Below are 22,525 nucleotides of genomic sequence, written 5' to 3' on the forward strand. Positions count from 1 at the left end.
GGGGAATAAATAGGCTAGTGAATTTTCGCTAGCCTTGTTTTTATCTATTCAGCTTAAAAGATTAAAATGTAGAGAGCCCAGATTAGGTAATAGCCAACCCATGGCAAACCAGAGATGACCAGTGCCTGACCACGCTCAAACTCCGTCCAAGTTAATACTGCGGCATAACCCAATACAATGTACCAAGGCAACAAGAGTGGTAATGAGCTGGCAAATTGCGACCAATCATTGGTTAGTGGCAACTTGATTAAGCCGTTTAAGCTGTTCAAGTCGGCCGCGTAGCTCATCACATGCCCGTGCTTGAGTATCAGGCTTGCGTAGCTTGCTACATCGCCTAGAACGGCAGGGAATATCACTACCGATGCGGCTGCAAACCATCGCCAAAAGCTATGTTGGTGTTGGCTTGGCTTTGTTGCTAAGTTAAACCAAAATGCCAACAGAATGATGGTTAACGTACGGCCGAATACATCACTGATGATTTCACTCGCGAGTAGAGTATTACTGTCAAGTAACGCCAATTGGTCAGGGTTTGTTTGAGCCAGTTGCTGTGACAACTCAGCGCTTAACCATGCAAAATCTACATTCGAAAAATAGGCTCCCCAAAATAAGAATGGGCTGAGCATTAATACGACGTAGGGTTGCCATCCCCAAGCACTTCGTTGATAAAGCGCTAAGAAACACGCTGTTGGTGAACGGAATATATCCAACAGCATGACGAGTGGGTTACTTGACGGGTTCATACACTTACCTTAGTTACATCAACATACAGCTTCAGTTTTTGTCCTGGCTGTAGGTATTTCTTGTTCTGCAAAGCGTTCCATTTTACAACATCTGCGCTTTTTACTTTGAACTTTGATGCAATACCGCTGACTGTGTCACCTGATCTTACGTTATAAAAGACAGTTCGGATGATGGCACCGTCTGAACTATTCTTCCAAATGACCAGTTCTTGACCAATTCTAAGAGTGTCACGTGGTCCCATGCCATTCCACTTAGCCAGTGATTGGTGAGATACCTTATTTGCGCGCGCAATCGTCCATAGGCTATCACCACTTTTTACGGTATGGCTAAGCTTATATTGACCACGACTCTTTGACTGTGTGCTTGCTAGGCGATTTGAAGCGCTTAGTGCGTATGTCTTATCGTCTTTGGTTGATGTTGGAATAAATAGGTGCTGACCAACACGAATATTATTGTTGCTCAAACCGTTTGCAGAGCGGATCACTTTGCTGGTGGTGTTGTATTTACTCGCCAGTACGCTGATGCTATCGCCAGATTGCACTTTATAGCGCACCAACTTCATGCCTTTGCCTTTATTGGCTGCCACTTCTTTGTTGAACTTCTCAACAGAGCTTAGAGGAAGCAATAATTGTTGGTGTTTCTCTGGTGCCGTTGCCCACTGGTTATAAGCCGGGTTGTAGCCTTGCAGCTCTTTGACAGGAATGTCGGCGTAGCTTGCGGCAATGGCTAAATCAAGTTGTTCATTTGGGTTAACCAGAGTCAGTACTGCCTTGTTCGGGATCGCAGGGATATCGATGCCATACTTTTCTTGGTTGGCAATCACGTCGGCCAGTGCAAGTAGCTTAGGTACATAGCTGCTGGTCTCTTTTGGTAAGTCTAGAGAGAAGAAGTCGATTGGCTTACCCAGCTTCTTGTTCTTACGGATTGCGCTGTTCACACGACCACCGCCACTGTTGTAGGCAGCGATTGCGTGTTGCCAGTTCCCATCAAAACGTTTGTTCAGGTCGGTTAAGAAATCCAATGCAGCGTCGGTTGAAGCGGCTACGTCACGGCGGCCATCGTACCAGAAGTTTTGTTCTAGTCCGTAAGCTTTGCCAGTACCCGAAATGAACTGCCATAGTCCAGCAGCGCTACCGTGAGAATAAGCAAATGCATCAAACGAGCTTTCAACGACGGGCAACAGGGCCAGCTCCAAAGGCAAGTCTCTTTCTTCAATCTTAGTTGTGATCAAATAAAGGAAAGGTTCAGCGCGTTTTGATACAGTTTTTAGATGACCAGGGTGCTTGAGGTACCAAGTGCGGTAGTAGTCGACTTTCTTTTGGTCCGGCACTTCCATTTCAAGTTGCATCGCAATACGTTTCCAAACATCTTGCTGTGTTTGTGGAGTAACGACGGGTGTTTCAACTTTTGGTTGTTCTTGGATCGCTCCCGATGAAACGTTCGCTTGAGAAACTTCTTTAGTAGGGGAGGTGTTGGTTTGCTCGGAAGCTTGGTCTGGATTCTCTGACTGAGTTAATTGGCAACCAGAAAGTAGTAGTACCAAAGCCCAGCTGTACTTAACTCGCATGTTACAGCCTTTTTAATAAACGGCCGATGATAATACTTGCCACTCCCTATGAGTGACAAGCCTGTATTTGTTAAAATTCGTTCTTCCACGCACGTAAAGCGGTAAAAACCGATAAAGGATCGGTCTGCTCAGTACGATTAGATACTGATTTCACTACACTTGGTTCTGTGTAGCGTAAGAAGGGGTTAACAAACTTTTCTTGTCTTAAATTTGTGGGGATGGTCGACTTATTTTGGGCTCGAAGCCGATTCACTTGGTCGCGGTATTGTTGCAAATGTTGGTTGTCAGGCTCAACAGCCAGTGCAAAAGCGATATTGGCTGCCGTGTATTCATGAGCACAGTAAACCTCGGTTTCTTGTGGGAGTGCTGTGATCTTGTTCAATGCATCAAACATCTGCTGTGGTGTGCCTTCCATGATTCGCCCACAACCAGCTGAAAACAGTACATCGCCACAAAACAGTTTGGCATCACCAACATAACCAATGTGCCCAGCGGTGTGCCCACTGAGCCCTAGCACGAGGAATACTTCGCCAAACAGCTCTAATTGGTCACCGTCATCAACGGGATGCGTTAAGGTCGGGATAGGTTCATTTTTGGGGCCAACGACATCCACGCCAGGGAATTGTCTTACCAGCTCTGGCACGCCACCAATGTGATCGTGGTGGTGGTGCGTAATCAAGATTGCATCTAAAGTTAGCTCATGGTGTGCTAAGTACTCTAATACTGGAGCTGCATCACCAGGGTCGACGACAGCACAACGGCGATCGCTATTTTGAATCAGCCAGATGTAATTGTCGTTAAATGCAGGTATGCTTTTGATATGTAACATTATTGGTTCTCCAGTCACTTTTAGTGAGACAGAATAAGTGAGACAGATTATTGATGAAGCCAGCACGTAGCAGAAAGAAGTTTGAGCGTCCTTATACTTGGGCACAATTGCACAATGGGGACTGGTTGAGAGAATCTATTCAAACTCGACTTGATGAGTGGTGCCCAAAACTATTTGGTTACCATATGCTCAAACTTGGTGGCCTCAGCAGTGAGATTTCTAGCTGCACATGCAACATTCAACATCAAGTAAACCTAGATATCCAGAACCCATTACATAATGTGATAGCAGATGGTTATAATTTACCCTTTTTAGAGAAAAGCTTTGATGTTGTGGTGCTGAGTCATCAGTTAGATTATAGCAACGACCCACACCGGCTATTGAGGGAAGTCGACCGAGTAATGATGGACGATGGCTATATTATTATCACCGGCTTTAACCCTTTTAGTGTGACTGGGCTTGCCAGTTTGATGCCTTGGCGAAAGAACAGCTTGCCATGGAGTGGACGTATGTACACGCCAAACCGAATTAAAGATTGGCTAGGCGTACTTAATTATGAAGTGATTCATTGTGACACCTACGCGTTGTTCCCTATGAGTAAATACCAAGCGATGTGGACGTGGTTGGAGAACAGCTTAGGCAGCTGTGCATCGTTCGCTGGTAGCCAATACTTTATTGTTGCTCGTAAACGTACTTATCCACTTAAGCCTATCAAGCCACATTGGCACCTTAAGCGACGCTTCTCTCCTGTAGGAGCCAGTTTTAGAACCAATACGCGTCGCACCTTGGACTCCGCTAAAACTTCGTATCCGTTAAAAGCAGAAAAAGCCGACTCATAGTCGGCTTTCCATTGCTATATCTGTTTTAGATACTGACATTTCCTTTAAGAAAATGATCAGCTTGGCTGATAGCCCGTATCTTCTTGGGTCGGGTTTTCAGCTGCACTTCGAGCTAAATCATCACACATTTCATTTTCTCGGTGCCCCGCGTGCCCCTTAACCCAGCGCCAATCAACGCTATGGCGCGCCGTCTCTTTGTCGAGTCTTTGCCACAGGTCTGCGTTTTTAACGGGCTTTTTATCGGCTGTTTTCCAATCGCGCTTTTTCCAGTTGTGAATCCACTGGGTGATACCTTGACGCACGTATTGGCTATCTGTGGTCAGAATGACAGAGCAAGGCTCTTTGAGGGCTTGGAGAGCCACAACAGCGGCGAGCATTTCCATGCGGTTATTGGTGGTTAAGGTGAAACCTTCGGCTAACGTCTTCTCTACTTTTTTGTAGCGAAGTACGATGCCGTAGCCGCCAGGACCTGGGTTGCCTAAACAAGAACCATCAGTGAAAATTTCAACTTGTTTCGTCATGATTTGATACTATTACCTCAAGCACATTATCGGCATAGTCTGACACAGTTATCCTTATGAATACCAGTAGCACTCCAGAACAAAGCACGAACGAAAAAAACAGTTCGAATGAAAACAAACGCATCGTTGTACTCGATACCGAAACCACCGGTATGAATACAGAGGGTGGCCCCCACTATATGGGACATCGCATCGTTGAAATTGGTGCAGTAGAGATCATCAACCGTAGGCTGACTGGGCGTCACTTTCACGTCTATATCAAGCCCGATCGTGCGATTCAAGAAGAGGCAATTGGCGTTCACGGTATTACCGATGAATTCTTGATTGATAAACCAGAATACCAAGACATACATAAAGAGTTTCTCGACTTTATTAAAGGTGCGGAGCTGGTGGCTCATAACGCGCCCTTCGATACGGGCTTTATGGATTATGAGTTTGAGAAACTTAACCCTGCGATAGGTAAAACGGATGACTACTGTAAAGTTACCGATACCTTGGCGATGGCGAAGAAGATATTCCCAGGGAAAAGAAACAATCTAGATATCTTATGTGACCGTTATGGTATTGATAACTCACACCGTACTCTTCACGGCGCATTGCTCGATGCGGAGATTCTAGCTGACGTCTACTTATTGATGACAGGTGGGCAAACTTCGCTGCAATTTAACGCTGGCCAACAAGAAGGCGAAGGCGAAAGCATACGAAGAGCAGAAAGTGGTCGAAAATCCCTAAAGGTTTTGCGAGCTACGGCCGATGAAGTAGAAGCGCATCAAAGTCGTTTAGACCTCGTCGAGAAAAGCGGAAGCTGCCTCTGGCGTCAGTAGGGAGAAAGTATGTTAAGGGTATTGGCTACCGGTTGTTTATTGCTCTTGAGCTTTGGCTTACACGCAGCAACAGAATCTGTAATGAGTTTATTGGATAATCGCTTTCGAGTTGATCCCAGCATCGAGCAAGTTACTTTTGTAATCTATCGAGCCGATAATTCTAAACCCGTCGTCTTGGTTCGTCCTGATGGCAAGAAGTATCACGCTTTGCGTCATGCTGATAATGTCCGTTGGTACCAAGAATCGTCAATGGATATTATCTCTATCGACAATCCGATGCCGGGTCCCTGGCAAGCGGTAGGTAAAGTCTCACCTAAAAATAATATCAAACTTTTATCTCATCTGGTTTTAGACGCCAATGAATTTCCAGACAAGTTGTATCAAACCGAACACATTAAATTTACCGCTCGTTTGACATCCGATGGCAAGCCGCTTGTGCTGCGTGACTTTCTTGACCGTGTGAAGCTTAAAGTAACATTCACTAAGTTCGTCGAAAACGAAGAGTCCTTAGTGAGAGAAGCGCGGCCAATTCCGGTTGTCATGGGTGAATTTGCCGATGATGGCGTTGATCTTGACGAAAAAGCTGGAGATGGTGTGTTCACCGTGTCGTTACCAATGGACATTGAGCCTGGTAAATATCGAGCTCGAATTACTTCTGGTAATGGTGTGTTCCTGCGAGCGCAAGAGCAAGAGGTCTTGGTTTACCCAACGCCAATCACCACCACCTTCATTCAGTCTCGCAAAGAAGGCTTATCTCATACCGTCGTGGCATCTGGCGAGCCAGGTATGATTGCACCGAGCTCGTTAGCGGCTCACGTTGAGTATAAAGCCCCTGATGGGTATGTGATGTATAAGCAAGGCCAAGCCGAAGCGGATGCGATGAAAGTATCTTTATCGTTGCCTTATAATGATGATTTGGGAATTTACACTTGGTCGGGGATAGTTTATGCCACCGATGCGTCAAGCCAGCGTCCACTGATCTTCCCGATTACCGAGCAGTCGTACAGCGTTGTTCAAGAGATAGATCTAGCAGAATCTCGACGTCTTCAAGAAGAAGCTCTTGCTGAGCAGAAGCGTATTGCTGAAAAATTAATGATTCTTCAAAAAAGAGAAGATGACAGGCAGCGCAGCATAATGATTATAGCGGTAGGTAATGTGGCTGCGATTTTATTGGGCTTACTGATTTGGTTTGTAATACGTAAAATCACAGCGAAGAAGAGGGCACTACCTGAGATGCAGCTCAAGGCGCCTAAGTAACTCGTCTGCATCCCTAGAGTTGTCTTGAGATTGTTGTCTTGAGTGAGTAAACGTCGGGACAACAAACTTCGATAGACTAAACTTAGATAGAACAAGCCTCGATAGAGAAGCCTTAAAATTTGTGACAATGAAGTGATGAATAAAAAAACGGGACTCATAGGAGTCCCGTTTTTGTTTCTTTCTCTGACCTTAAGCGACGTTATCAATCGATTGGTCTGGGTACTGAGTCTTTGCTGCAAGCTCCTCTGGTGAGAAATCATCAACGTTAATTGTGTACAGTCTGTGTTCCTCAGCGCTAATCAGAAGATTTGCTTCTTCTTGCGTTAAAATACCTTTCTCAAGTCCCAACTGAGCGACAAGGTCGAGTCGTAAGAAAGCACGTTTTTGATGTGTTTCTTTACAAACCTTATCGAACAGAGGTTCAGCTTGAAGAATCACCTCTAGCGCTTTTTCAATCTTGCCTACAGGGTTGTATTCCGTTGCTTCCAAGTATTGGCCACGGCCGATACGAGAGCGTGTTTCGCTTGGTGTTTGTAGGATTTGCGCGACTTGGCTATCCAGTTTATCGTTTGGTGCACGACGGATACGGCCAAATGGCATTAACACAACGCGAAGTAGTCGACCAATCACAGGGTTAGGGAAATTCGCCAAGAACTCATCAATCGCGACTTCAGTTTGACGCAAGCTGTCTTGCATACCCCAATGGACTAATGGGAGATCTTCAGCATGGCTACCTTCGCTTTCAAAGCGCTTAAGTGTTGCTGAACCTAGGTAGAGTTGACTCAGGATATCCCCTAGTCTTGCTGATAGGCGCTCTCTGCGTTTTAGTGAGCCGCCTAATACAGCCATTGAAATATCAGACAGTAGCGCTAGGTTAGCACTGTAGCGGTTCAGCTGTTGGTAGTAACGCTGTGTCTGCTTATCCGTTTTATTGGATGGTGTTGGAGCATCTGAACCACGACCGTCGGTTAAACCAAACCACAAGCTGCGGACTAGGTTACTCATAGTAAAGCTAACGTGTCCTGCTAATGCTGAATCAAACTTATCAAGTGCATCGCTGCTTTCCGAATAAGCCGCTTCCATTTCGTTCAGAACATAAGGGTGGCAGCGAATCGCGCCTTGACCATAGATGATCATTGAACGAGTCAGGATGTTTGCGCCTTCAACCGTAATTGCAATTGGTGAGCCTTGGTAACCACGAGCGAGGAAGTTCGATGGGCCTAAGCAAATACCTTTACCTCCGACGATATCCATCGCATCGATGATGCTGCGTTGGCCACGGTGAGTACAGTGGTACTTCACGATTGCTGAGATAACCGAAGGCTTTTCACCAAGATCGATACCCGCAACCGTCAGGTTACTTGCTGCATCCATTACATAGGCGTTACCAGCTAGACGTGCCAGTGGCTCTTCAACCCCTTCCATGCGACCAATGGGTTGTTTGAATTGACGACGAATACGAGCGTAAGCACCGGTTGCTAATGCTGCAGATTTAATACCACCGGTTGAGTTTGAAGGCAGTGTGATACCACGACCAACCGACAGACATTCAACCAACATACGCCAGCCTTGTCCTGCCATTTTCTGGCCGCCGATGATGAAATCGATAGGCACGAAGATGTCATCACCTTGAGTCGGACCATTTTGGAAAGGCACGTTGAGTGGGAAGTGACGGTTACCAATCTCTACGCCTTTTAAATCGGTAGGGATAAGGGCACAGGTGATGCCAAGGTCTTGCTTGTCACCAAGCAGACCTTCTGGGTCTCTCAGTTTAAAGGCTAAGCCTAAAACGGTCGCAACAGGCGCTAGAGTGATGTAACGTTTGTTCCAAGTTAGGCGCATGCCCAATACTTCTTCGCCTTGCCATTCACCCTTACACACCACGCCGTAATCTGGAATTGAGCCAGCATCTGAGCCGGCTTCTGGGCTAGTTAAGGCAAAACAAGGGATCTCTTTACCTTCGGCTAGGCGAGGTAGGTAGTGGTTTCTTTGTTCTTCTGTACCATAGTGTTGCAATAGCTCACCGGGACCTAACGAATTAGGGACGCCAACGGTTGAGGATAATACGCTAGAAACACCCGTTAGCTTCTGTAGAACTAACGACTGAGCGTAAGCTGAGAATTCTAAACCGCCGTATTTTTTCTTGATGATCATGGCGAAGAATTTATGGTCTTTTAGGTACTGCCAAACTTCTGGTGGTAAATCAGCAAGCTCATGTGTTACTTGGTAATCATTGACCATTTCACACACTGTATTGACTGGGCCATCTAAAAACGCTTGTTCCGCCTCAGAAAGTTTCGGATCCGCAATGTTTTGAAGCTTCTTCCACTCAGGCTTGCCTTTGAACAGCTCTGCTTCCCACCATACTGTGCCTGCTTCCAATGCCTCTTTTTCCGTCTGAGACATTGCTGGTAGAACCTTCTTAAACAAAGAAAGTGCTTTTTGGCTAATGAGGGTCTGGCGAATTGCTGGTACAGCAAAGATTGCAATGGCCAATAGATAACAAAGCCAGCCAGTGACTGCCACGCTGCCAAACAGGGTTAATGCGACCATTGCGCCAGTTAACACAATTAACGCACGGACCAGACTAACTCTATGGTAAAGACAGACGCCTAAGATGGCTGTCATGCCGAGTAGGGAGAGCAATATGTTCATGATCGATTTCCTTTTCAGAGATCACTTATTGTTATTAAGTTTAGGTAAGAGGTCTAACCAGTTAAGTGTAAACAAAATATTAAATATTTGTAAAACTCCAAAGTGAATAAAAAGTGATCTCAATAGAGTTAAAGTTCTAATTGTGAGAGGTTGGTGGTGAATATTTGGGCGGATCGACAGTGAGAGGTTAATTAAGATGGCAATCTTTGGGCTTAAGTGTCGACACTATTTCATGTTTGTGGGTAAACTCAGTGATAAAGAGGGGAAAACCCTCAATTCTCATTTCACGCACTTTAAGTTGCGTCAAAAAACATAAGAGATAAGCCAAATGTATCAAGACCTAATCAAAAGTGAATTGAACGAAGCTGCTGACGTTCTGAACAAGTTCTTGAGTGATGACCATAACATTGCTCAAATTGAAGCTGCTGCAAAAATGATTGCAGATTCATTCAAGCAAGAAGGCAAAGTGCTTTCTTGTGGTAACGGTGGTTCACACTGTGATGCAATGCATTTCGCGGAAGAGCTAACAGGCCGATACCGTGAAAATCGTCCAGGTTTTGCTGGTATTGCGATTTCAGATCCGAGTCACCTGTCTTGCGTGAGTAACGACTTTGGCTACGACCACGTATTTTCTCGTTATGTAGAAGCCGTCGGTCGTAAAGGCGATGTGTTGTTTGGTTTGTCGACTTCAGGTAACTCTGGCAACATCCTAAAAGCGATTGAAGCTGCTCAAGCTAAAGGGATGAAAACCATTGCGCTGACCGGTAAAGATGGCGGTAAAATGGCAGGTTGTGCTGATATCGAAATCCGAGTCCCACACTTTGGCTACGCTGATCGCATCCAAGAGATTCACATTAAGATCATCCACATTGTGATTCAGCTTGTTGAAAAAGAAATGGAATAATAGTTTTACAGATATTTGGAGCCTAGGTTTGTGGCTCCATTGGTTTAAATAGGGAGTAGATTAAACCATGTGTGAATTGCTCGGTATGAGCGCGAATGTGCCAACTGATATTTGTTTTAGCTTTACTGGCCTTATGCAGCGTGGAGGCAACACTGGTCCACATCGTGATGGCTGGGGTATTACTTTCTATGAGGGAAAGGGTTTTCGTACATTTAAAGACCCTAATCCTAGTTGTGAATCAAAGATCGCTGAGTTGGTTCAAAACTACCCAATTAAGAGCCAAGCTGTTGTCAGTCATATCCGTCAAGCCAATCGTGGTGGTGTTAATCTAGAAAATACTCACCCTTTTACTCGTGAGCTTTGGGGACGATACTGGACCTTTGCTCACAATGGTCAACTAACGGATTATGATGATCTGATTAGTGGTCGATTCAGACCTGTCGGTGAGACGGACAGCGAACTCTCTTTCTGTTGGTTGTTGAAACAACTTGAAGACCGTTTTCCTGAACCTCCTCAAGATATGGAAGGTATGTTTCGCTTTGTCGCTGAGTGCTGTGACCAGTTACGAGAGAAAGGTGTTTTCAATATGTTGCTCAGTGACGGTGAGTACGTGATGAACTATTGTACGAACCATTTATACTGGATAACAAGACGCGCTCCTTTTGGTAACGCGAGCCTGATTGATGAAGATGTTGAGATTAACTTCCAAGAAGAAACTACGCCCAACGATGTGGTAACCGTCGTCGCAACTCAGCCTCTAACAGATAATGAAGAGTGGTTTAGAATGAAACCGGGTGAGTACGCACTGTTTCATTTTGGTGAGCTGATCGGCAACAACCACCAAGCGTTGGAAGATGTCGCTTATGCTCCGAAGAAGGTGGCAAGCCAAGCGCCTACTGAACCATTGAGCTAATCTAGTCGATACTATTATTTGTCCTGATTAAAAAAGGCCGCTTACTGTACTAATAAGTCAGTGAGCGGCCTTTTTGTTTTCTGTTTTTTAAGGCTTATTCTTCCGTGATTTACTCTGGGAGAACAACCTTATTAATTACTCTTCTGCGTAACCGTGTGTACCTAATGTTTCACCGTCTAAGACAGCCTTCCCGTTTACCATCGATAAACGATCTTCAGCAAACCATTTACAAACCATCGGGTAAATACAGTGCTCTTGAGTCAGTACTCGGCTTGCTAACATGTCAGCATCATCATCTTCAAATACCGGCACCTTGGCTTGCAAGATTACAGGGCCACCATCAAGTTCTTCGGTAACAAAGTGGACGCTTGTACCGTGCTCTTTGTCTTGTGCATCAATGGCACGCTGGTGGGTGTGTAGGCCTGGGTATTTAGGTAACAGGGAAGGGTGGATGTTGACCATTTTACCAGCATAGTGACGAACAAATTCTGAACTCAAGATACGCATGTATCCCGCAAGTACGATTAAATCGGGTTGGTAAGCATCGATCTGAATCATCAATTCATGATCGAACTCTTCACGTGAACCATAGTTTTTTGGGTTCACAGAATGTGCGTCAACACCCGCGGTTTTCGCTCGCTCTAAACCAAAAGCTTCTGCTTTATTTGAGAAGACAGCTTTAACTGAAGCATCAATCATATTGCTATCGCAGGCGTCCAAAATTGCTTGCAAGTTACTTCCGCTTCCTGAAACTAACACAACGATGTTTTTACTAGAGATACTGGTTTTATTTGAGAGATTGTTTTTCATAGAGTGGGTCATACGATTGATTAACAGGGGTGCTTACAATTTACCTACATAAACTAAGGTTTTCTGCGGGCTAAATAGCAAAATGAGGACCATTAGGTCCTCATCTATTAACTAAATAAGCGAATGTATCACTTATTTGATTTCAACTTGCTCTTCGCCAGCTTCAGCGTTTGCGATCTCACCGATAACCCAAGCGTTTTCGCCTTCGGCTTTCAGCAGTTCAACAGCTGCGTCTGCTTGATCTTTAGGTAGAGCAACAACTAGGCCTACACCACAGTTGAAAGTGCGGTACATTTCAAATGTCTCCACGTTACCTTTCTCTTGTAGCCAGTTGAAGATAGCAGGCCATTCCCAGCTCTTGCCATCAATCACTGCTTTAGTACCTTCAGGAAGTACGCGTGGGATGTTTTCCCAGAAACCACCACCTGTGATGTGCGAGATAGCATGAATGTCATGCTCTGCAATCATCTTAAGTGCCGATTTGATGTAAATCTTAGTCGGTTCTAGTAGGTGTTCACCGATAGTGCGACCTTCTAGCTCTTCACTCTTATCAGCACCAGAAACTTCTAGAACTTTACGAATCAAAGAGTAACCATTTGAGTGTGGACCACTTGAGCCAACAGCGATAAGTGCGTCGCCTGCAGCTACTTTAGTACCGTCGATGATGTCAGCTTTTTCTACAACACCAACACAGAAGCCGGCTACATCGTAGTCGTCGCCTTCGTACATACCTGGCATTTCAGCAGTTTCACCGCCGATGAGTGCACAACCTGCTTGAACACAGCCTTCAGCAATACCAGAAACAACATCTGCTGCTGTATCTACATCTAGCTTACCTGTTGCGTAGTAGTCTAGGAAGAATAGCGGCTCACCACCTTGAACGATTAAGTCGTTCACACACATTGCCACTAGGTCGATACCAATGGTGTCGTGTTTTTTCAGATCCAAAGCAAGGCGAAGTTTAGTACCAACACCATCAGTACCTGAAACAAGTACCGGCTCTTTGTATTTCGTTGGAAGTTCACATAGGGCGCCAAAGCCACCAATACCGCCCATTACTTCAGGGCGACGAGTGCGTTTAACAGCACCTTTAATACGGTCTACTAGTGCATTACCTGCGTCGATATCAACACCAGCGTCTTTGTAGCTTAGAGAAGAAGTATTACCACTCACGGGATAGTCCTCGAACTTAAGTTGGATGTGAAAACGGCGCTATTCTAACAGGGCTTGATTACGAAGAGCAAACGTTTGCGCGGTTTTTTTTATTAGAATAAAGATTCTGAAATAACCCCACAGTTCGTGTATAATCTACAGGTTTGTTTAAATATTGCCGGAGTTGGAAATGAAAGTTGTTGAAGTAAAACACCCGCTAGTAAAACATAAAATTGGCCTGATGCGTGAAGGTGACATTAGTACTAAGCGTTTTCGTGAGCTAGCGACAGAAGTGGGTAGCCTTCTAACATACGAAGCGACATCAGACTTTGAAACTGAACGTGTAACTATTGATGGTTGGAACGGCCCAGTAGAAGTTGACCAAATTAAAGGTAAAAAGGTAACAGTAGTGCCAATCCTACGTGCAGGTCTAGGCATGATGGATGGTGTTTTAGAGCATATGCCAAGTGCTCGAATCAGTGTCGTAGGTATCTACCGTGACGAAGAAACATTAGAGCCTGTACCATACTTCAACAAGCTAGCATCTAACATTGACGAGCGTATTGCTCTAGTGGTTGATCCAATGTTAGCAACTGGCGGTTCTATGATTGCAACTCTTGACCTTCTAAAAGAGCAAGGCTGTAAAGTATTTAAAGTACTGGTACTTGTTGCTGCCCCTGAAGGTATCGCTGCACTAGAAAAAGCGCACCCAGATGTTGAGCTTTACACTGCTGCAATCGATGAGAAGCTAAACGACAAGGGCTACATTGTTCCTGGTCTTGGTGATGCTGGTGATAAGATCTTCGGTACTAAGTAATTCGGTTTCAGCTTAAGTGACGCTAAACCGTTTCTTAACTCGCTGAATTAGCCGTATTAATAAAAAGGGAGAGCATTCGATGCTCTCCCTTTTTTGATCTTGCTAGCTTGTGATGCTCTTAATTGAGGATCACAAGCCTCTACAGTTTGTTGACTTGCAGTTAGTCGATTTGGGCTTTGTCTACTACGGTGTTATCGCCTAACTCTTCTGGAAGCACTAGGTTAAGCAGAATTGCCACGATACCGCATAAGCTTACGCCTTGCAGGCTAAAGTCGCCGATGCCAAATGCCATGCCGCCAATGCCGAAGACCAAAGTAATGCCGACAATCACAAGGTTGCGTGATTTGTGTAGGTCAACTTTGTTCTGAATTAGAGTATTCAAGCCTACGGTTGCGATAGAACCAAACAGAAGAATCATGATGCCGCCCATAACAGGAACTGGAATCGTTTGAAGTAGTGCGCCTAGCTTACCTACTAATGCTAGAACAATGGCTGTTACTGCTGCCCAAGTCATGATCACTGGATTGAATGCTTTGGTCAGCATTACAGCCCCCGTTACTTCACTGTAGGTTGTATTTGGTGGAGCACCCAACATAGAAGCAGCAATCGTTGCCACGCCGTCACCAGTTATTGTGCGGTGTAAACCTGGCTTCTTAAGGTAGTCTTTACCGGTTACATTCGAAATAGCAAGCATGTCGCCTACGTGTTCAACAGCAGGTGCAATTGCTACAAATACCATAAAGAAGATAGCGTTGATGTTGAACTCTGGCGCTGTGAAGTTAGGTAGAGCTAACCAAGCAGCCTGAGCGACAGGGGTAAAATCAACGACACCATATACTAAGCTCGTAATATAACCCGCAACAATACCGCCGAAGATCGGCAGCAGTTTAAGAAAGCCTTTCGAGAAAACACTGATGACAATCGTTACTAACAATGAAATAGATGAAATCCATAATGCTGCGTCTGCATCTATAAGCTGAACCGCACCATCGCCTGTTTTACCTAGCGCCATGTTTACCGCAACAGGCGCAAGACCTAAGCCGATCACCATGATTACAGGGCCAACTACGACTGGTGGAAGCAGTTTGTGGATAAAGGCTACACCACGTACCTTAATTAAGGCACCCATTAATACATACACAACACCTGCTGCCATAAGGCCGCCCATGGTTGCACCTACACCCCAAGTTTGAATGCCAAACATGATAGGTGCGATGAATGCAAAAGAAGACGCAAGGAAAATAGGTACTGAACGGCGTGTAATAAGTTGGAATAAAAGGGTACCGATACCTGCCCCAAAGAGCGCTACGTTGGGATCAAGGCCTGTCAGCAGGGGCACCAGTACAAGTGCACCAAAAGCGACAAATAGCATTTGCGCACCTTGCAGAGCATTTTTCATGTTATGTCCTTAAAAATGGTCGTTATATGAAAAGCGAAAAATAAAATTCGCGGGATTCTATCACTTGGCAATCGGTTGCTATGTCAGATAGATCAAATTTATTTATATTAGTTATGTTTATCTCTATCAAAATAAAAACAATTCAGTTTACAAGTGAACGATTTATCATGGTCAGGTGATATTTTGTGGTTATTAAACACAGTGGGTGCTAACGACCTTGCCCCTCAATCCATAGTTGCTTATCATCAAGGCACAAGCTTTGAATATTAGGATCAATATGCGCTACATAGCATTGTTGTTGATGGGACTATTAGCCTCTCCGAGTTATGCCTTAACTCAAGTAGATATCTTTAGTGCTGAAGTTGCGATTAACGCCGAAGACAAACAACCAGAACAAGTGGCAAGAAATACTGGCATGGAGCAGGTATTGATACGTGCTACTGGCCAAACTGATGTCGCGTCGAATGAGACGATTAAAAAGGCGATGCGTAAGAGTGCGCAGTACATGTCTCAAATGAGTTTTGGCGAAAGCAATGACCAATCAACATTGCGTATGCGTTTTAACGGTGCTCAAATTCGTTCACTACTGACTCAAGCGCAATTACCGTATTGGCCTGATACTCGCTCAAATATTCTTGTTTGGCTGGTAGAAGAGAGTAACTACGACAAGAACATTGTCTGGGAACACTCCAACTCACTGTTAGCTGCAGGCTTACAAGCCAATGCAAAAGAGCGCGGTTTGCCTTTGATGTTTCCTGTTGGTGATTTTGATGATGTTACGGGAGTGGCCACCTCGGATTTGTGGGGCAGCTTTGTCACACCGATTAGCAACGCGAGTCAACGTTACCCTGTTGATGCTGTTTTGGTGATTAAGGCACAGTCTTCTGGATTACGCTGGACTTTGTATGATCAAAAACCAAACCAACTGACGAGCGCGCCAAAATCGCCTGTGAGTGGTTCGGTATCGGGCAACAGCGCGACGACTTCTAAGAAGCTTGTTGACCAAATCAGTAACTACTACGCGAGTAAGAGTGCAGTAACGGTTGCGAGTGAATCTTCGGAATCAATCTTAACGCAGTTTATCAGCCTGAATAACGCGCAAGACTTCTTCCAATTGGAGAATGCACTGAAGCGTCTAAACTCGGTGGCAAGCTTAGATATTCTACAAATTCAAAACAATGAAGTGACGTTCCGAATTCATTTGTTATCGACCCAACAAGAGTTTGAACAAGAAGTTGAAAGCATTCGCCAAGTCGCGAAGGTTGAAGAGTCTTATATCGAACCTGAAGTGAGCCCAGAATTTGAAGCGCAAGATAACATTATGTCTGTAGGCGATGACTCTGCTGTTGTTACTGATGCGATGGGCAATGAAACTACCCCAAGCGTTCAAGTGATGAAAGGCAGTGAGTTATCTACAGGTGCTGAGCTAACAAATACAACTGAGGTGACGCTAGGTGAATCTGATGAGGAAGCGCTACCAGTCACAGCGCCAGTGCACGCTAAGCCAAGCTTAGTATACGAATGGGTTCGCTCGTAATCGTCTACCGACATGACAGATTGATATGAAATCACGAAAAAAGCCCTGCAAGAGAAATCTCGCAGGGCTTTTTGTTTATCTGTTGCCATGTCAGATCTAGAGCATCGAATCAATATTATTGCTCGAATTTAGCTTTCTCTTTCTTTTCTACTTCGGAAAGGCGCTTCAACTTGATGCCTAACTCTTTGGCTCTAAAACGGGTAAATAATATATTGCCTGCGAAGCCTAGAGTCGTCAAAAGCAGTTCTACAGCGGCTAACAAGCGCTCTCCACCGTCTACATACATAATAGTTAACGCGTGTAGGAAGTAGAGCATTAAGACGAAATTCGCCCAAGCATGCGTATAAGGTTTGCCCGATAATATTCCCGGTAATGGTAGTAACAGCGGTATAGCCCAAGCAATCGCCAGTGTTACATTACTGAGGTGAGGGTGCGGTGAAAGTGTCATCTGCCAAGCAACCACCCAGAATAAAAGCGACAAATTGCCCGTTAAAGCAAGGTAGCGAAATAGCTTGGTTTTGGGAGACATCGGTCTCTCTGACATATACATCATTGAGGCATTCCCTTCTGGTTAATAGCGATGCGCGCTACGCGTTTGCCTAGGTTTTTCGCCAACTCAATTTCTTCTTTGCTTAATGAAGCGCTCTCTCCAGTGCTGCTTGCACCGTAAGGTGTGCCACCGGTTTGAGTGGTGTGCAGCGCAGGTTCTGAATAGGGGATGCCCACGACTAACATGCCATGATGAAGTAGAGGCAGCATCATGCTTTGCTGTGTCGTCTCTTGACCACCATGTAGTGATGAAGAGGAAGTAAATACACAAGCTGGTTTATCGATGAGATCGCCATTAATCCATAACGATGTTGTGCTATCCCAAAAGTGCTTCATTGGCCCAGCCATATTGCCAAACCATACTGGGCTGCCGAGTGCTAAACCATCGCAAGAACGGAGATCTTGTAAGGTCGCAATAGGATCTGTTGGTTGATAGCGCGAATCCGGCTGCTCTTCTACCGTATACACGTTGTTCACCGTTCTTAGCATGGCTTCGCAGTTCGGGATGGATTCAACCCCTCGAGCGATTTGCCTTGCTAGCGCTTGGGTGTTGCCGTGTCGACTATAGTAGAGAACAAGAATGTTGATGCTCATATTGGATTACAGAATCTCTAGTACTTGTTCTGGTGGACGACCAATTTTTGCTTTGTTGTTCGCGACAACCACTGGACGTTCAAACAGTTTTGGATTCGTTGCCATTGCAGCGAAAAGATCTTCATCAGTCACTGATGCGTCACCAAGGTTCGCTTCTTTGTAATCCGCTTCTTTGGTACGCATCATGTCGCGAACACTCTCAAAACCAAGCTGAGTGAAAAGCACTTTCAGCTGTTCAACAGTCAAAGGCGCATCTAGGTATTTGATCACCTCTGGTTGTACGCCGTTTGCTTCAAGCAGTTCGAGAGTTTGACGGCTCTTTGAGCAGCGTGGGTTATGATAAATCACGACAGACATGGTTCTTCCTCATTATTATTTTTGATTTAATAGTTCAGCCGAAGCCAACTGAGTGGCTTCTTATTGTGTAACGTTGAGCTTTCTTTGTATTTTGGCAACGAGCTTCGCTACCAGTCATTATACTTATTGCAACGATAAGAAGCGTTCGCGCTGTATCATTAGTTGATCAATTCGAGCGTCATAACGTGCTTGTTTTAGGCTGCCTAGTTCTGCTATTTGGCTCGCCTGCGTGTAGTACTGAATCGCTTTGTTCCAGTTGGCTTGCAGTGCCAAAATCTCTGCCCTAGCAGACAATTCTTCATCGCTGTTGCCAAGGTTTGTATTTGCCTTTGAAAGCAGGTACCACCCATTGGTGTCGTTCGGGTTATCGTGCGTGTAACGTTGCAACACGCGAACGGCTTCCTGTAGGTCTTCATTTTCGATCAGTGCATTGGCGTAGTTTATGGTTAGAACTGAGTTGTTTGGTTGACGATCAAGTGCTGACTTAAGTTCTTTAATCGCAATCTCAGGCTTTTTCTGTTCAATGTGCAGATCTGAAATAGCATCCAGATAGAACAAGTTGGTTGGGTCGCTATTCATCAGCTTGGTCAGAATCGGTTCTGCTTTATCTAGTTTTTTTGAATCTAGGTAAACCAGTGCTTGTCCATACTCTAATGATGGAACCAAGGCTTTGGGGGCTTTCTTCAGCTTTCGCTCAAACCAATCAAGAGCTGCATCATTATTAATACCTGCATAGCGTGCAACAATCCGGGCTCTTGCTAAATGATAATCCAGTGACGGAGCCAGTTTTAGTGGTGTATAGCTGCGAGCACGGGCGCGTGAATCTGTGATTCGGTCTTCAGGCAACGGGTGAGTTAATAGCATTGCTGGCGGTGTGCTTGCATAGCGGTATTCATCAGCTAAGCGGCCAAAGAAACGTGGCATAGCGTTTACATCGAACCCTGCTTTTGCAAGCGTGTTGATGCCAAAGCGGTCGGCTTCTTTTTCATTACTTCGGGTGTAGTTTATTTGGCTTTGCATGTTACCAGCAGTTGTTGCAGTGATAGCTGCGATACCGGCTTCTGGTGCTGCAATCGCTAATAATACAGAAGCGGCCAATGCTGCGATGGTTGCAGGAGAGCGGCGAGCTTGATCTTCCATACTACGTGCTAAGTGACGCTGGGTAACATGCGCGATTTCGTGCGCCAATACGGAAGCGAGTTCACTTTCAGACTGTGCATGCAAGAACAAACCTGAGTGCAAAGCAACATAACCACCAAAAAAAGCAAAAGCGTTGATGTTTCGGTCACGGATCATAAAGAACTGAAAAGGTGTCTTTACATCATTTGCGTTCGCGACAAGGCGATGGCCAAGCGTGTCAATGTATTGGTTTAGAACCGGGTCGTTTACAATAGGCTGGCTGCTTCTGATGATGCGCATGTAGGCATCACCATAGATAAGTTCTTGGTCGATAGTGAGTGTGCCGCCAGCCGCGGTGCCGATATCGGGTAGCTCCAAACCATTGGTATTTGCCAACGTTGGAGTGCTTAATGTAGCTGCGATGCATAAGCAAGCAATTGAGCGAGCGCGTTTAAACATATTAGTCAGTAATACTCCGTTTCTTCTGACAGTAAGACAAGTGCAATGCAAATTGGTTCTCTATCTGATTTAACCTTTACCAAGTGCGTGCGCTATCATGAAGGAAGATGAATGAATGATGGCGCGTTTTCAAAAACAGATTACAATACGACCCTTATAATAAGCATCGAGCTAAAGAATGACACCTAATATTCTAGATTTACGCCAAGAGCGCTGTCCAATGGCACTATTATTAGCCAAGCGTCACAGTGTAAAGTTAGAAGTAGGGCAATCATTGTCAATTTATGTCTCTGATAACAGCTCGATGAAAGATATTGTTACTTTTTTGTCTAAGCAAGCCTATGACGTCATCGTAGAGGTTTGCTCTAATTACCATCATCTCCTCGTCACTAAAAAGGAATTGCAGTCAAATGCTTGAAATGGTCAATCGTTGGTATAAACGACGTTTCTCTGATCCCCATGCTGTCAGCTTGGTTGCCATCATTCTCTTCGGCTTTATTACGATCTACTTCTTTGGTCACCTCATAGCCCCTCTTTTGGTGGCTATTGTTTTGGCTTACCTGCTTGAGTGGCCGGTTACTCAACTTCAAAGACTCGGTGTTCCAAGAACCCCATCAGTGATGTTGGTGATTTTAATGTTCTTTAGCGTGATGTTACTTGCGCTGTTTGGTCTAGTACCAACGATTTGGGAACAGGTAGGTAACCTTATCAATGATATTCCAAGCATGTATGGTGGTTTACAGAAGTTCATCGCAACCATTCCTGAGCGTTACCCTGAACTAGCAAACCTGCAGATCGTTGAATCGATTGTGTCTAATGCGAAAAACAAAGCATTAGGCTTTGGCGAAAGCGTTGTGAAGGGCTCTTTAGCTTCTCTTGTTAGTTTGGCGACGCTTGCGGTTTACCTGATTCTTGTACCGCTGCTGATTTTCTTCCTTTTGAAAGACAAAGAAGAGATGATCAGTATGGCTAGTGGTGTTCTGCCTAAGAACCGTCGTCTAGCGACCAAGGTTTGGGTTGAGATGAACCAACAAATCTCAAACTACATTCGCGGTAAGGTGCTTGAGATTTTGATCGTCGGCGGTGTCAGCTACGTAACCTTTGCGATTCTGGATTTACGTTATTCAGCACTGCTGGCTGTCGCGGTTGGTTTCTCGGTATTGATTCCTTACATCGGTGCGGCGGCTGTGACCGTTCCAGTCGCGATTGTTGGCCTGTTCCAGTGGGGCTTAGAACCTCAGTTTTATTGGTTGCTTCTCGCTTACGGTATTATCCAAGCGTTAGATGGTAACGTGCTGGTACCGGTTCTTTTCTCGGAAGCGGTAAACCTACACCCAGTAGCGATTATTGTAGCAGTGTTGGTGTTTGGCGGACTGTGGGGGTTCTGGGGAGTGTTCTTTGCGATCCCTCTAGCCACGCTAGTGAAAGCGGTTTGGAATGCCTTACCGAGTCACGCTCTCGATGATGACCCTGAACACCAATCGTAATTGAACGCGCTATCAATTTGAATGCGCTATCAATTTTAATAAGTACAAAAAGGCCGAATATCCATGATATTCGGCCTTTTGGCATTTGGCTTAGTAGTGAGTAGTGTATTTAGATTCGCTAGGTGCGAATTTAGAGAATCAACTCACTAAAATCGACATTAAGCTTCTGGATTGAAGTGGTCTAGAACCACTTCGTGGTGAGTCTTAGTCTTGAACTTGTTGAAGACGTGTTCAATCTGACCTTCTTCATCAATTAGGAAGCTAATACGGTGCAGACCGTCGTACACTTTGCCCATGAGCTTGTACCCTTGGGAATATTATAAGACCTAAACTTTGACGATTATTGAAAAATTCCATACTGAACAGTAAGTTAAGTTAATAGGTTTTCTTTTTGAACTCTAATTATAACAGTTGTCATAATTTTTTGTAAATTGGGCTATTTTTGACGATTATTCAAGTGAAAATCTGTCATGAAAATTCAGTTAGTACTACAAGATTATAAACATTTGGTGTGTATAACCGCCACATCATTGGACGCTAACCCCTTTCCTTTTAAGAATTCTTAAACTCACTAAGAATTGGTAAGAAACTCCCCATGAGCTTCACTCATGAACCCATCAACGTAATTCAAAGCTACGCTTTGGAGCGGATGGAAGCGTGTTTTGGTGTCACGTCTCTGGACAAAATTTTGTTACGATCTACTAAAATCTCTGTTGCTTCAGCTAATCTAAAGTACGTGAATGCTTCACAAATAGGTGGCCTGTATCAGTTTAGGAGCCAAAGACTTTGATTGGGATTCTTTGACCTAAAGAAACTGAAGCAGTTTTCATCAATAACGCTTAATATTGCGATTATTTTATCATATTGCTTAGGGTGCATTGATGGAAGCAAACATTTTAACAGTTATAGCTATTTTAGTAGCTGGCTATACGCTCTTATCTGAAGAAAAAAGAACCGATTTACTTCTTAGGATGGGGTGGATAGATAAGTTATTGCTTTTGACTGCGTGCACGATTGTCGCATATGTCACTTTTATACCAGTATTGTCATACTTCAAATTGACCATTTCACTTCCTTGGCTATGGGGCTTTAACTCCAACCTCACAACATTTTCTGTCATATTGCTAGTATTAATTTATCGGCTCTTCTCCGCTTAGATGAGTCTATAAATTAACAATAAAATCAATAAAGCATT

The 22,525-nt window shown here is 44.7% G+C and carries 21 protein-coding genes and 1 pseudogene; 9 read left to right on the forward strand and 13 right to left on the reverse strand.

Annotated features, from left to right (window positions below; all coding sequences use genetic code 11):
• Nucleotides 1-53: 53 nt before the first annotated feature.
• The 3 genes from AB6E08_RS01860 to gloB form a co-directional block, all read right to left on the reverse strand.
• On the reverse strand, nucleotides 54-740 hold the full coding sequence (locus AB6E08_RS01860; RefSeq protein ID WP_009847398.1) for a YIP1 family protein: 687 nt from the start codon (nucleotides 738-740) through the stop codon (nucleotides 54-56).
• Complete coding sequence (locus tag AB6E08_RS01865; RefSeq protein WP_017103656.1) at nucleotides 737-2,308, reverse strand: LysM peptidoglycan-binding domain-containing protein; 1,572 nt, start codon at nucleotides 2,306-2,308, stop codon at nucleotides 737-739. Before AB6E08_RS01865 ends, AB6E08_RS01860 begins: the two co-directional genes overlap by 4 nt.
• A 70-nt stretch (nucleotides 2,309-2,378) precedes the next feature.
• Nucleotides 2,379-3,137 (reverse strand): hydroxyacylglutathione hydrolase, encoded by a 759-nt coding sequence (gloB, locus tag AB6E08_RS01870; RefSeq protein ID WP_009847396.1) that lies wholly within the window; start codon nucleotides 3,135-3,137, stop codon nucleotides 2,379-2,381.
• 53 nt (nucleotides 3,138-3,190) lie between these two features.
• On the opposite strand from gloB, the gene AB6E08_RS01875 reads away from it, so the two are divergent.
• Nucleotides 3,191-3,976, forward strand: a complete 786-nt coding sequence (locus AB6E08_RS01875) for a class I SAM-dependent methyltransferase (RefSeq protein ID WP_009847395.1) — start codon at nucleotides 3,191-3,193, stop codon at nucleotides 3,974-3,976.
• 56 nt (nucleotides 3,977-4,032) lie between these two features.
• Here the strand turns inward: AB6E08_RS01875 and rnhA are convergent, their stop codons facing one another.
• Nucleotides 4,033-4,497 (reverse strand): ribonuclease HI, encoded by a 465-nt coding sequence (rnhA, locus tag AB6E08_RS01880; RefSeq protein WP_009847394.1) that lies wholly within the window; start codon nucleotides 4,495-4,497, stop codon nucleotides 4,033-4,035.
• Between the two features lie 56 nt (nucleotides 4,498-4,553).
• Here rnhA and dnaQ point away from each other — a divergent pair, with 56 nt between their 5' ends.
• Nucleotides 4,554-5,321 carry a DNA polymerase III subunit epsilon gene (gene dnaQ / locus AB6E08_RS01885; protein ID WP_009847393.1) on the forward strand — a complete coding sequence of 256 codons (768 nt, stop codon included), beginning with the start codon at nucleotides 4,554-4,556 and terminating at the stop codon, nucleotides 5,319-5,321.
• Nucleotides 5,322-5,330: 9 nt separating this feature from the next.
• Nucleotides 5,331-6,578 (forward strand): TIGR03503 family protein, encoded by a 1,248-nt coding sequence (locus AB6E08_RS01890; protein WP_017100799.1) that lies wholly within the window; start codon nucleotides 5,331-5,333, stop codon nucleotides 6,576-6,578.
• A 189-nt stretch (nucleotides 6,579-6,767) separates the two neighbouring features.
• On the opposite strand, the gene fadE is transcribed toward AB6E08_RS01890, so the two are convergent.
• A complete protein-coding gene (fadE, locus tag AB6E08_RS01895; protein WP_017100800.1) occupies nucleotides 6,768-9,233 on the reverse strand; it encodes an acyl-CoA dehydrogenase FadE in 2,466 nt (821 codons plus the stop codon).
• A gap of 328 nt (nucleotides 9,234-9,561) precedes the next feature.
• On the opposite strand from fadE, the gene lpcA reads away from it, so the two are divergent.
• Nucleotides 9,562-10,137 carry a D-sedoheptulose 7-phosphate isomerase gene (gene lpcA / locus AB6E08_RS01900; RefSeq protein ID WP_009847390.1) on the forward strand — a complete coding sequence of 192 codons (576 nt, stop codon included), beginning with the start codon at nucleotides 9,562-9,564 and terminating at the stop codon, nucleotides 10,135-10,137.
• A gap of 67 nt (nucleotides 10,138-10,204) precedes the next feature.
• The gene (locus tag AB6E08_RS01905; RefSeq protein WP_009847389.1) at nucleotides 10,205-11,050 is read left to right on the forward strand and encodes a class II glutamine amidotransferase; all 846 of its coding nucleotides are present in this window, start codon (nucleotides 10,205-10,207) and stop codon (nucleotides 11,048-11,050) included.
• 135 nt (nucleotides 11,051-11,185) lie between these two features.
• Here the strand turns inward: AB6E08_RS01905 and purN are convergent, their stop codons facing one another.
• Nucleotides 11,186-11,860, reverse strand: coding sequence for a phosphoribosylglycinamide formyltransferase (gene purN / locus AB6E08_RS01910; protein ID WP_017100801.1), 675 nt, complete (start codon nucleotides 11,858-11,860; stop codon nucleotides 11,186-11,188).
• 132 nt (nucleotides 11,861-11,992) lie between these two features.
• Nucleotides 11,993-13,033 carry a phosphoribosylformylglycinamidine cyclo-ligase gene (gene purM / locus AB6E08_RS01915; RefSeq protein ID WP_008222945.1) on the reverse strand — a complete coding sequence of 347 codons (1,041 nt, stop codon included), beginning with the start codon at nucleotides 13,031-13,033 and terminating at the stop codon, nucleotides 11,993-11,995.
• A gap of 169 nt (nucleotides 13,034-13,202) precedes the next feature.
• Here purM and upp point away from each other — a divergent pair, with 169 nt between their 5' ends.
• The gene (gene upp, locus AB6E08_RS01920; RefSeq protein ID WP_009847387.1) at nucleotides 13,203-13,829 is read left to right on the forward strand and encodes a uracil phosphoribosyltransferase; all 627 of its coding nucleotides are present in this window, start codon (nucleotides 13,203-13,205) and stop codon (nucleotides 13,827-13,829) included.
• A 160-nt stretch (nucleotides 13,830-13,989) separates the two neighbouring features.
• Here upp and AB6E08_RS01925 read toward each other — a convergent pair whose 3' ends face one another.
• On the reverse strand, nucleotides 13,990-15,228 hold the full coding sequence (locus AB6E08_RS01925; RefSeq protein ID WP_017100802.1) for a uracil-xanthine permease family protein: 1,239 nt from the start codon (nucleotides 15,226-15,228) through the stop codon (nucleotides 13,990-13,992).
• 277 nt (nucleotides 15,229-15,505) lie between these two features.
• On the opposite strand from AB6E08_RS01925, the gene AB6E08_RS01930 reads away from it, so the two are divergent.
• Nucleotides 15,506-16,765 (forward strand): DUF2066 domain-containing protein, encoded by a 1,260-nt coding sequence (locus AB6E08_RS01930; RefSeq protein ID WP_029225466.1) that lies wholly within the window; start codon nucleotides 15,506-15,508, stop codon nucleotides 16,763-16,765.
• A gap of 115 nt (nucleotides 16,766-16,880) precedes the next feature.
• Here the strand turns inward: AB6E08_RS01930 and AB6E08_RS01935 are convergent, their stop codons facing one another.
• From AB6E08_RS01935 to AB6E08_RS01950, 4 genes are all read right to left on the reverse strand, one after another.
• A complete protein-coding gene (locus AB6E08_RS01935) occupies nucleotides 16,881-17,318 on the reverse strand; it encodes a DUF2069 domain-containing protein (protein WP_009847385.1) in 438 nt (145 codons plus the stop codon).
• Entirely contained in the window at nucleotides 17,315-17,908 is a 594-nt protein-coding gene (gene wrbA / locus AB6E08_RS01940; RefSeq protein ID WP_009847384.1) for an NAD(P)H:quinone oxidoreductase, read from the reverse strand. The genes AB6E08_RS01935 and wrbA overlap by 4 nt, the downstream gene beginning before the upstream one ends.
• A gap of 6 nt (nucleotides 17,909-17,914) precedes the next feature.
• On the reverse strand, nucleotides 17,915-18,265 hold the full coding sequence (arsC, locus tag AB6E08_RS01945) for an arsenate reductase (glutaredoxin) (protein WP_009847383.1): 351 nt from the start codon (nucleotides 18,263-18,265) through the stop codon (nucleotides 17,915-17,917).
• 123 nt (nucleotides 18,266-18,388) lie between these two features.
• Nucleotides 18,389-19,843, reverse strand: a complete 1,455-nt coding sequence (locus tag AB6E08_RS01950; RefSeq protein ID WP_372063871.1) for a M48 family metalloprotease — start codon at nucleotides 19,841-19,843, stop codon at nucleotides 18,389-18,391.
• A 178-nt stretch (nucleotides 19,844-20,021) separates the two neighbouring features.
• On the opposite strand from AB6E08_RS01950, the gene AB6E08_RS01955 reads away from it, so the two are divergent.
• Nucleotides 20,022-20,261, forward strand: a complete 240-nt coding sequence (locus AB6E08_RS01955; RefSeq protein WP_012604576.1) for a sulfurtransferase TusA family protein — start codon at nucleotides 20,022-20,024, stop codon at nucleotides 20,259-20,261.
• Nucleotides 20,254-21,330: an AI-2E family transporter gene (locus tag AB6E08_RS01960; RefSeq protein ID WP_009847379.1), complete on the forward strand. Its 1,077-nt coding sequence runs from the start codon at nucleotides 20,254-20,256 to the stop codon at nucleotides 21,328-21,330. The genes AB6E08_RS01955 and AB6E08_RS01960 overlap by 8 nt, the downstream gene beginning before the upstream one ends.
• 158 nt (nucleotides 21,331-21,488) lie before the next feature.
• On the opposite strand, the pseudogene AB6E08_RS01965 reads toward AB6E08_RS01960, so the two are convergent.
• Nucleotides 21,489-21,632 (reverse strand): annotated as a pseudogene (locus tag AB6E08_RS01965) (thioredoxin-dependent thiol peroxidase); the annotation flags it as partial.
• Nucleotides 21,633-22,525 lie beyond the last annotated feature (893 nt).

It is taken from the genome of Vibrio sp. 10N.247.310.24, assembly GCF_041467175.1.
Lineage (GTDB): Bacteria > Pseudomonadota > Gammaproteobacteria > Enterobacterales > Vibrionaceae > Vibrio > Vibrio tasmaniensis_A.

Coding starts and splice junctions, on each gene's coding strand:
- AB6E08_RS01860 (WP_009847398.1), bottom strand. CDS start 740: ATGAACCCGTCAAGTAACCCACTCGTCATGCTGTTGGATATATTCCGT.
- AB6E08_RS01865 (WP_017103656.1), bottom strand. CDS start 2,308: ATGCGAGTTAAGTACAGCTGGGCTTTGGTACTACTACTTTCTGGTTGC.
- gloB (WP_009847396.1), bottom strand. CDS start 3,137: ATGTTACATATCAAAAGCATACCTGCATTTAACGACAATTACATCTGG.
- AB6E08_RS01875 (WP_009847395.1), top strand. CDS start 3,191: ATGAAGCCAGCACGTAGCAGAAAGAAGTTTGAGCGTCCTTATACTTGG.
- rnhA (WP_009847394.1), bottom strand. CDS start 4,497: ATGACGAAACAAGTTGAAATTTTCACTGATGGTTCTTGTTTAGGCAAC.
- dnaQ (WP_009847393.1), top strand. CDS start 4,554: ATGAATACCAGTAGCACTCCAGAACAAAGCACGAACGAAAAAAACAGT.
- AB6E08_RS01890 (WP_017100799.1), top strand. CDS start 5,331: ATGTTAAGGGTATTGGCTACCGGTTGTTTATTGCTCTTGAGCTTTGGC.
- fadE (WP_017100800.1), bottom strand. CDS start 9,233: ATGAACATATTGCTCTCCCTACTCGGCATGACAGCCATCTTAGGCGTC.
- lpcA (WP_009847390.1), top strand. CDS start 9,562: ATGTATCAAGACCTAATCAAAAGTGAATTGAACGAAGCTGCTGACGTT.
- AB6E08_RS01905 (WP_009847389.1), top strand. CDS start 10,205: ATGTGTGAATTGCTCGGTATGAGCGCGAATGTGCCAACTGATATTTGT.
- purN (WP_017100801.1), bottom strand. CDS start 11,860: ATGAAAAACAATCTCTCAAATAAAACCAGTATCTCTAGTAAAAACATC.
- upp (WP_009847387.1), top strand. CDS start 13,203: ATGAAAGTTGTTGAAGTAAAACACCCGCTAGTAAAACATAAAATTGGC.
- AB6E08_RS01925 (WP_017100802.1), bottom strand. CDS start 15,228: ATGAAAAATGCTCTGCAAGGTGCGCAAATGCTATTTGTCGCTTTTGGT.
- AB6E08_RS01930 (WP_029225466.1), top strand. CDS start 15,506: ATGCGCTACATAGCATTGTTGTTGATGGGACTATTAGCCTCTCCGAGT.
- AB6E08_RS01935 (WP_009847385.1), bottom strand. CDS start 17,318: ATGATGTATATGTCAGAGAGACCGATGTCTCCCAAAACCAAGCTATTT.
- wrbA (WP_009847384.1), bottom strand. CDS start 17,908: ATGAGCATCAACATTCTTGTTCTCTACTATAGTCGACACGGCAACACC.
- arsC (WP_009847383.1), bottom strand. CDS start 18,265: ATGTCTGTCGTGATTTATCATAACCCACGCTGCTCAAAGAGCCGTCAA.
- AB6E08_RS01950 (WP_372063871.1), bottom strand. CDS start 19,843: ATGTTTAAACGCGCTCGCTCAATTGCTTGCTTATGCATCGCAGCTACA.
- AB6E08_RS01955 (WP_012604576.1), top strand. CDS start 20,022: ATGACACCTAATATTCTAGATTTACGCCAAGAGCGCTGTCCAATGGCA.
- AB6E08_RS01960 (WP_009847379.1), top strand. CDS start 20,254: ATGCTTGAAATGGTCAATCGTTGGTATAAACGACGTTTCTCTGATCCC.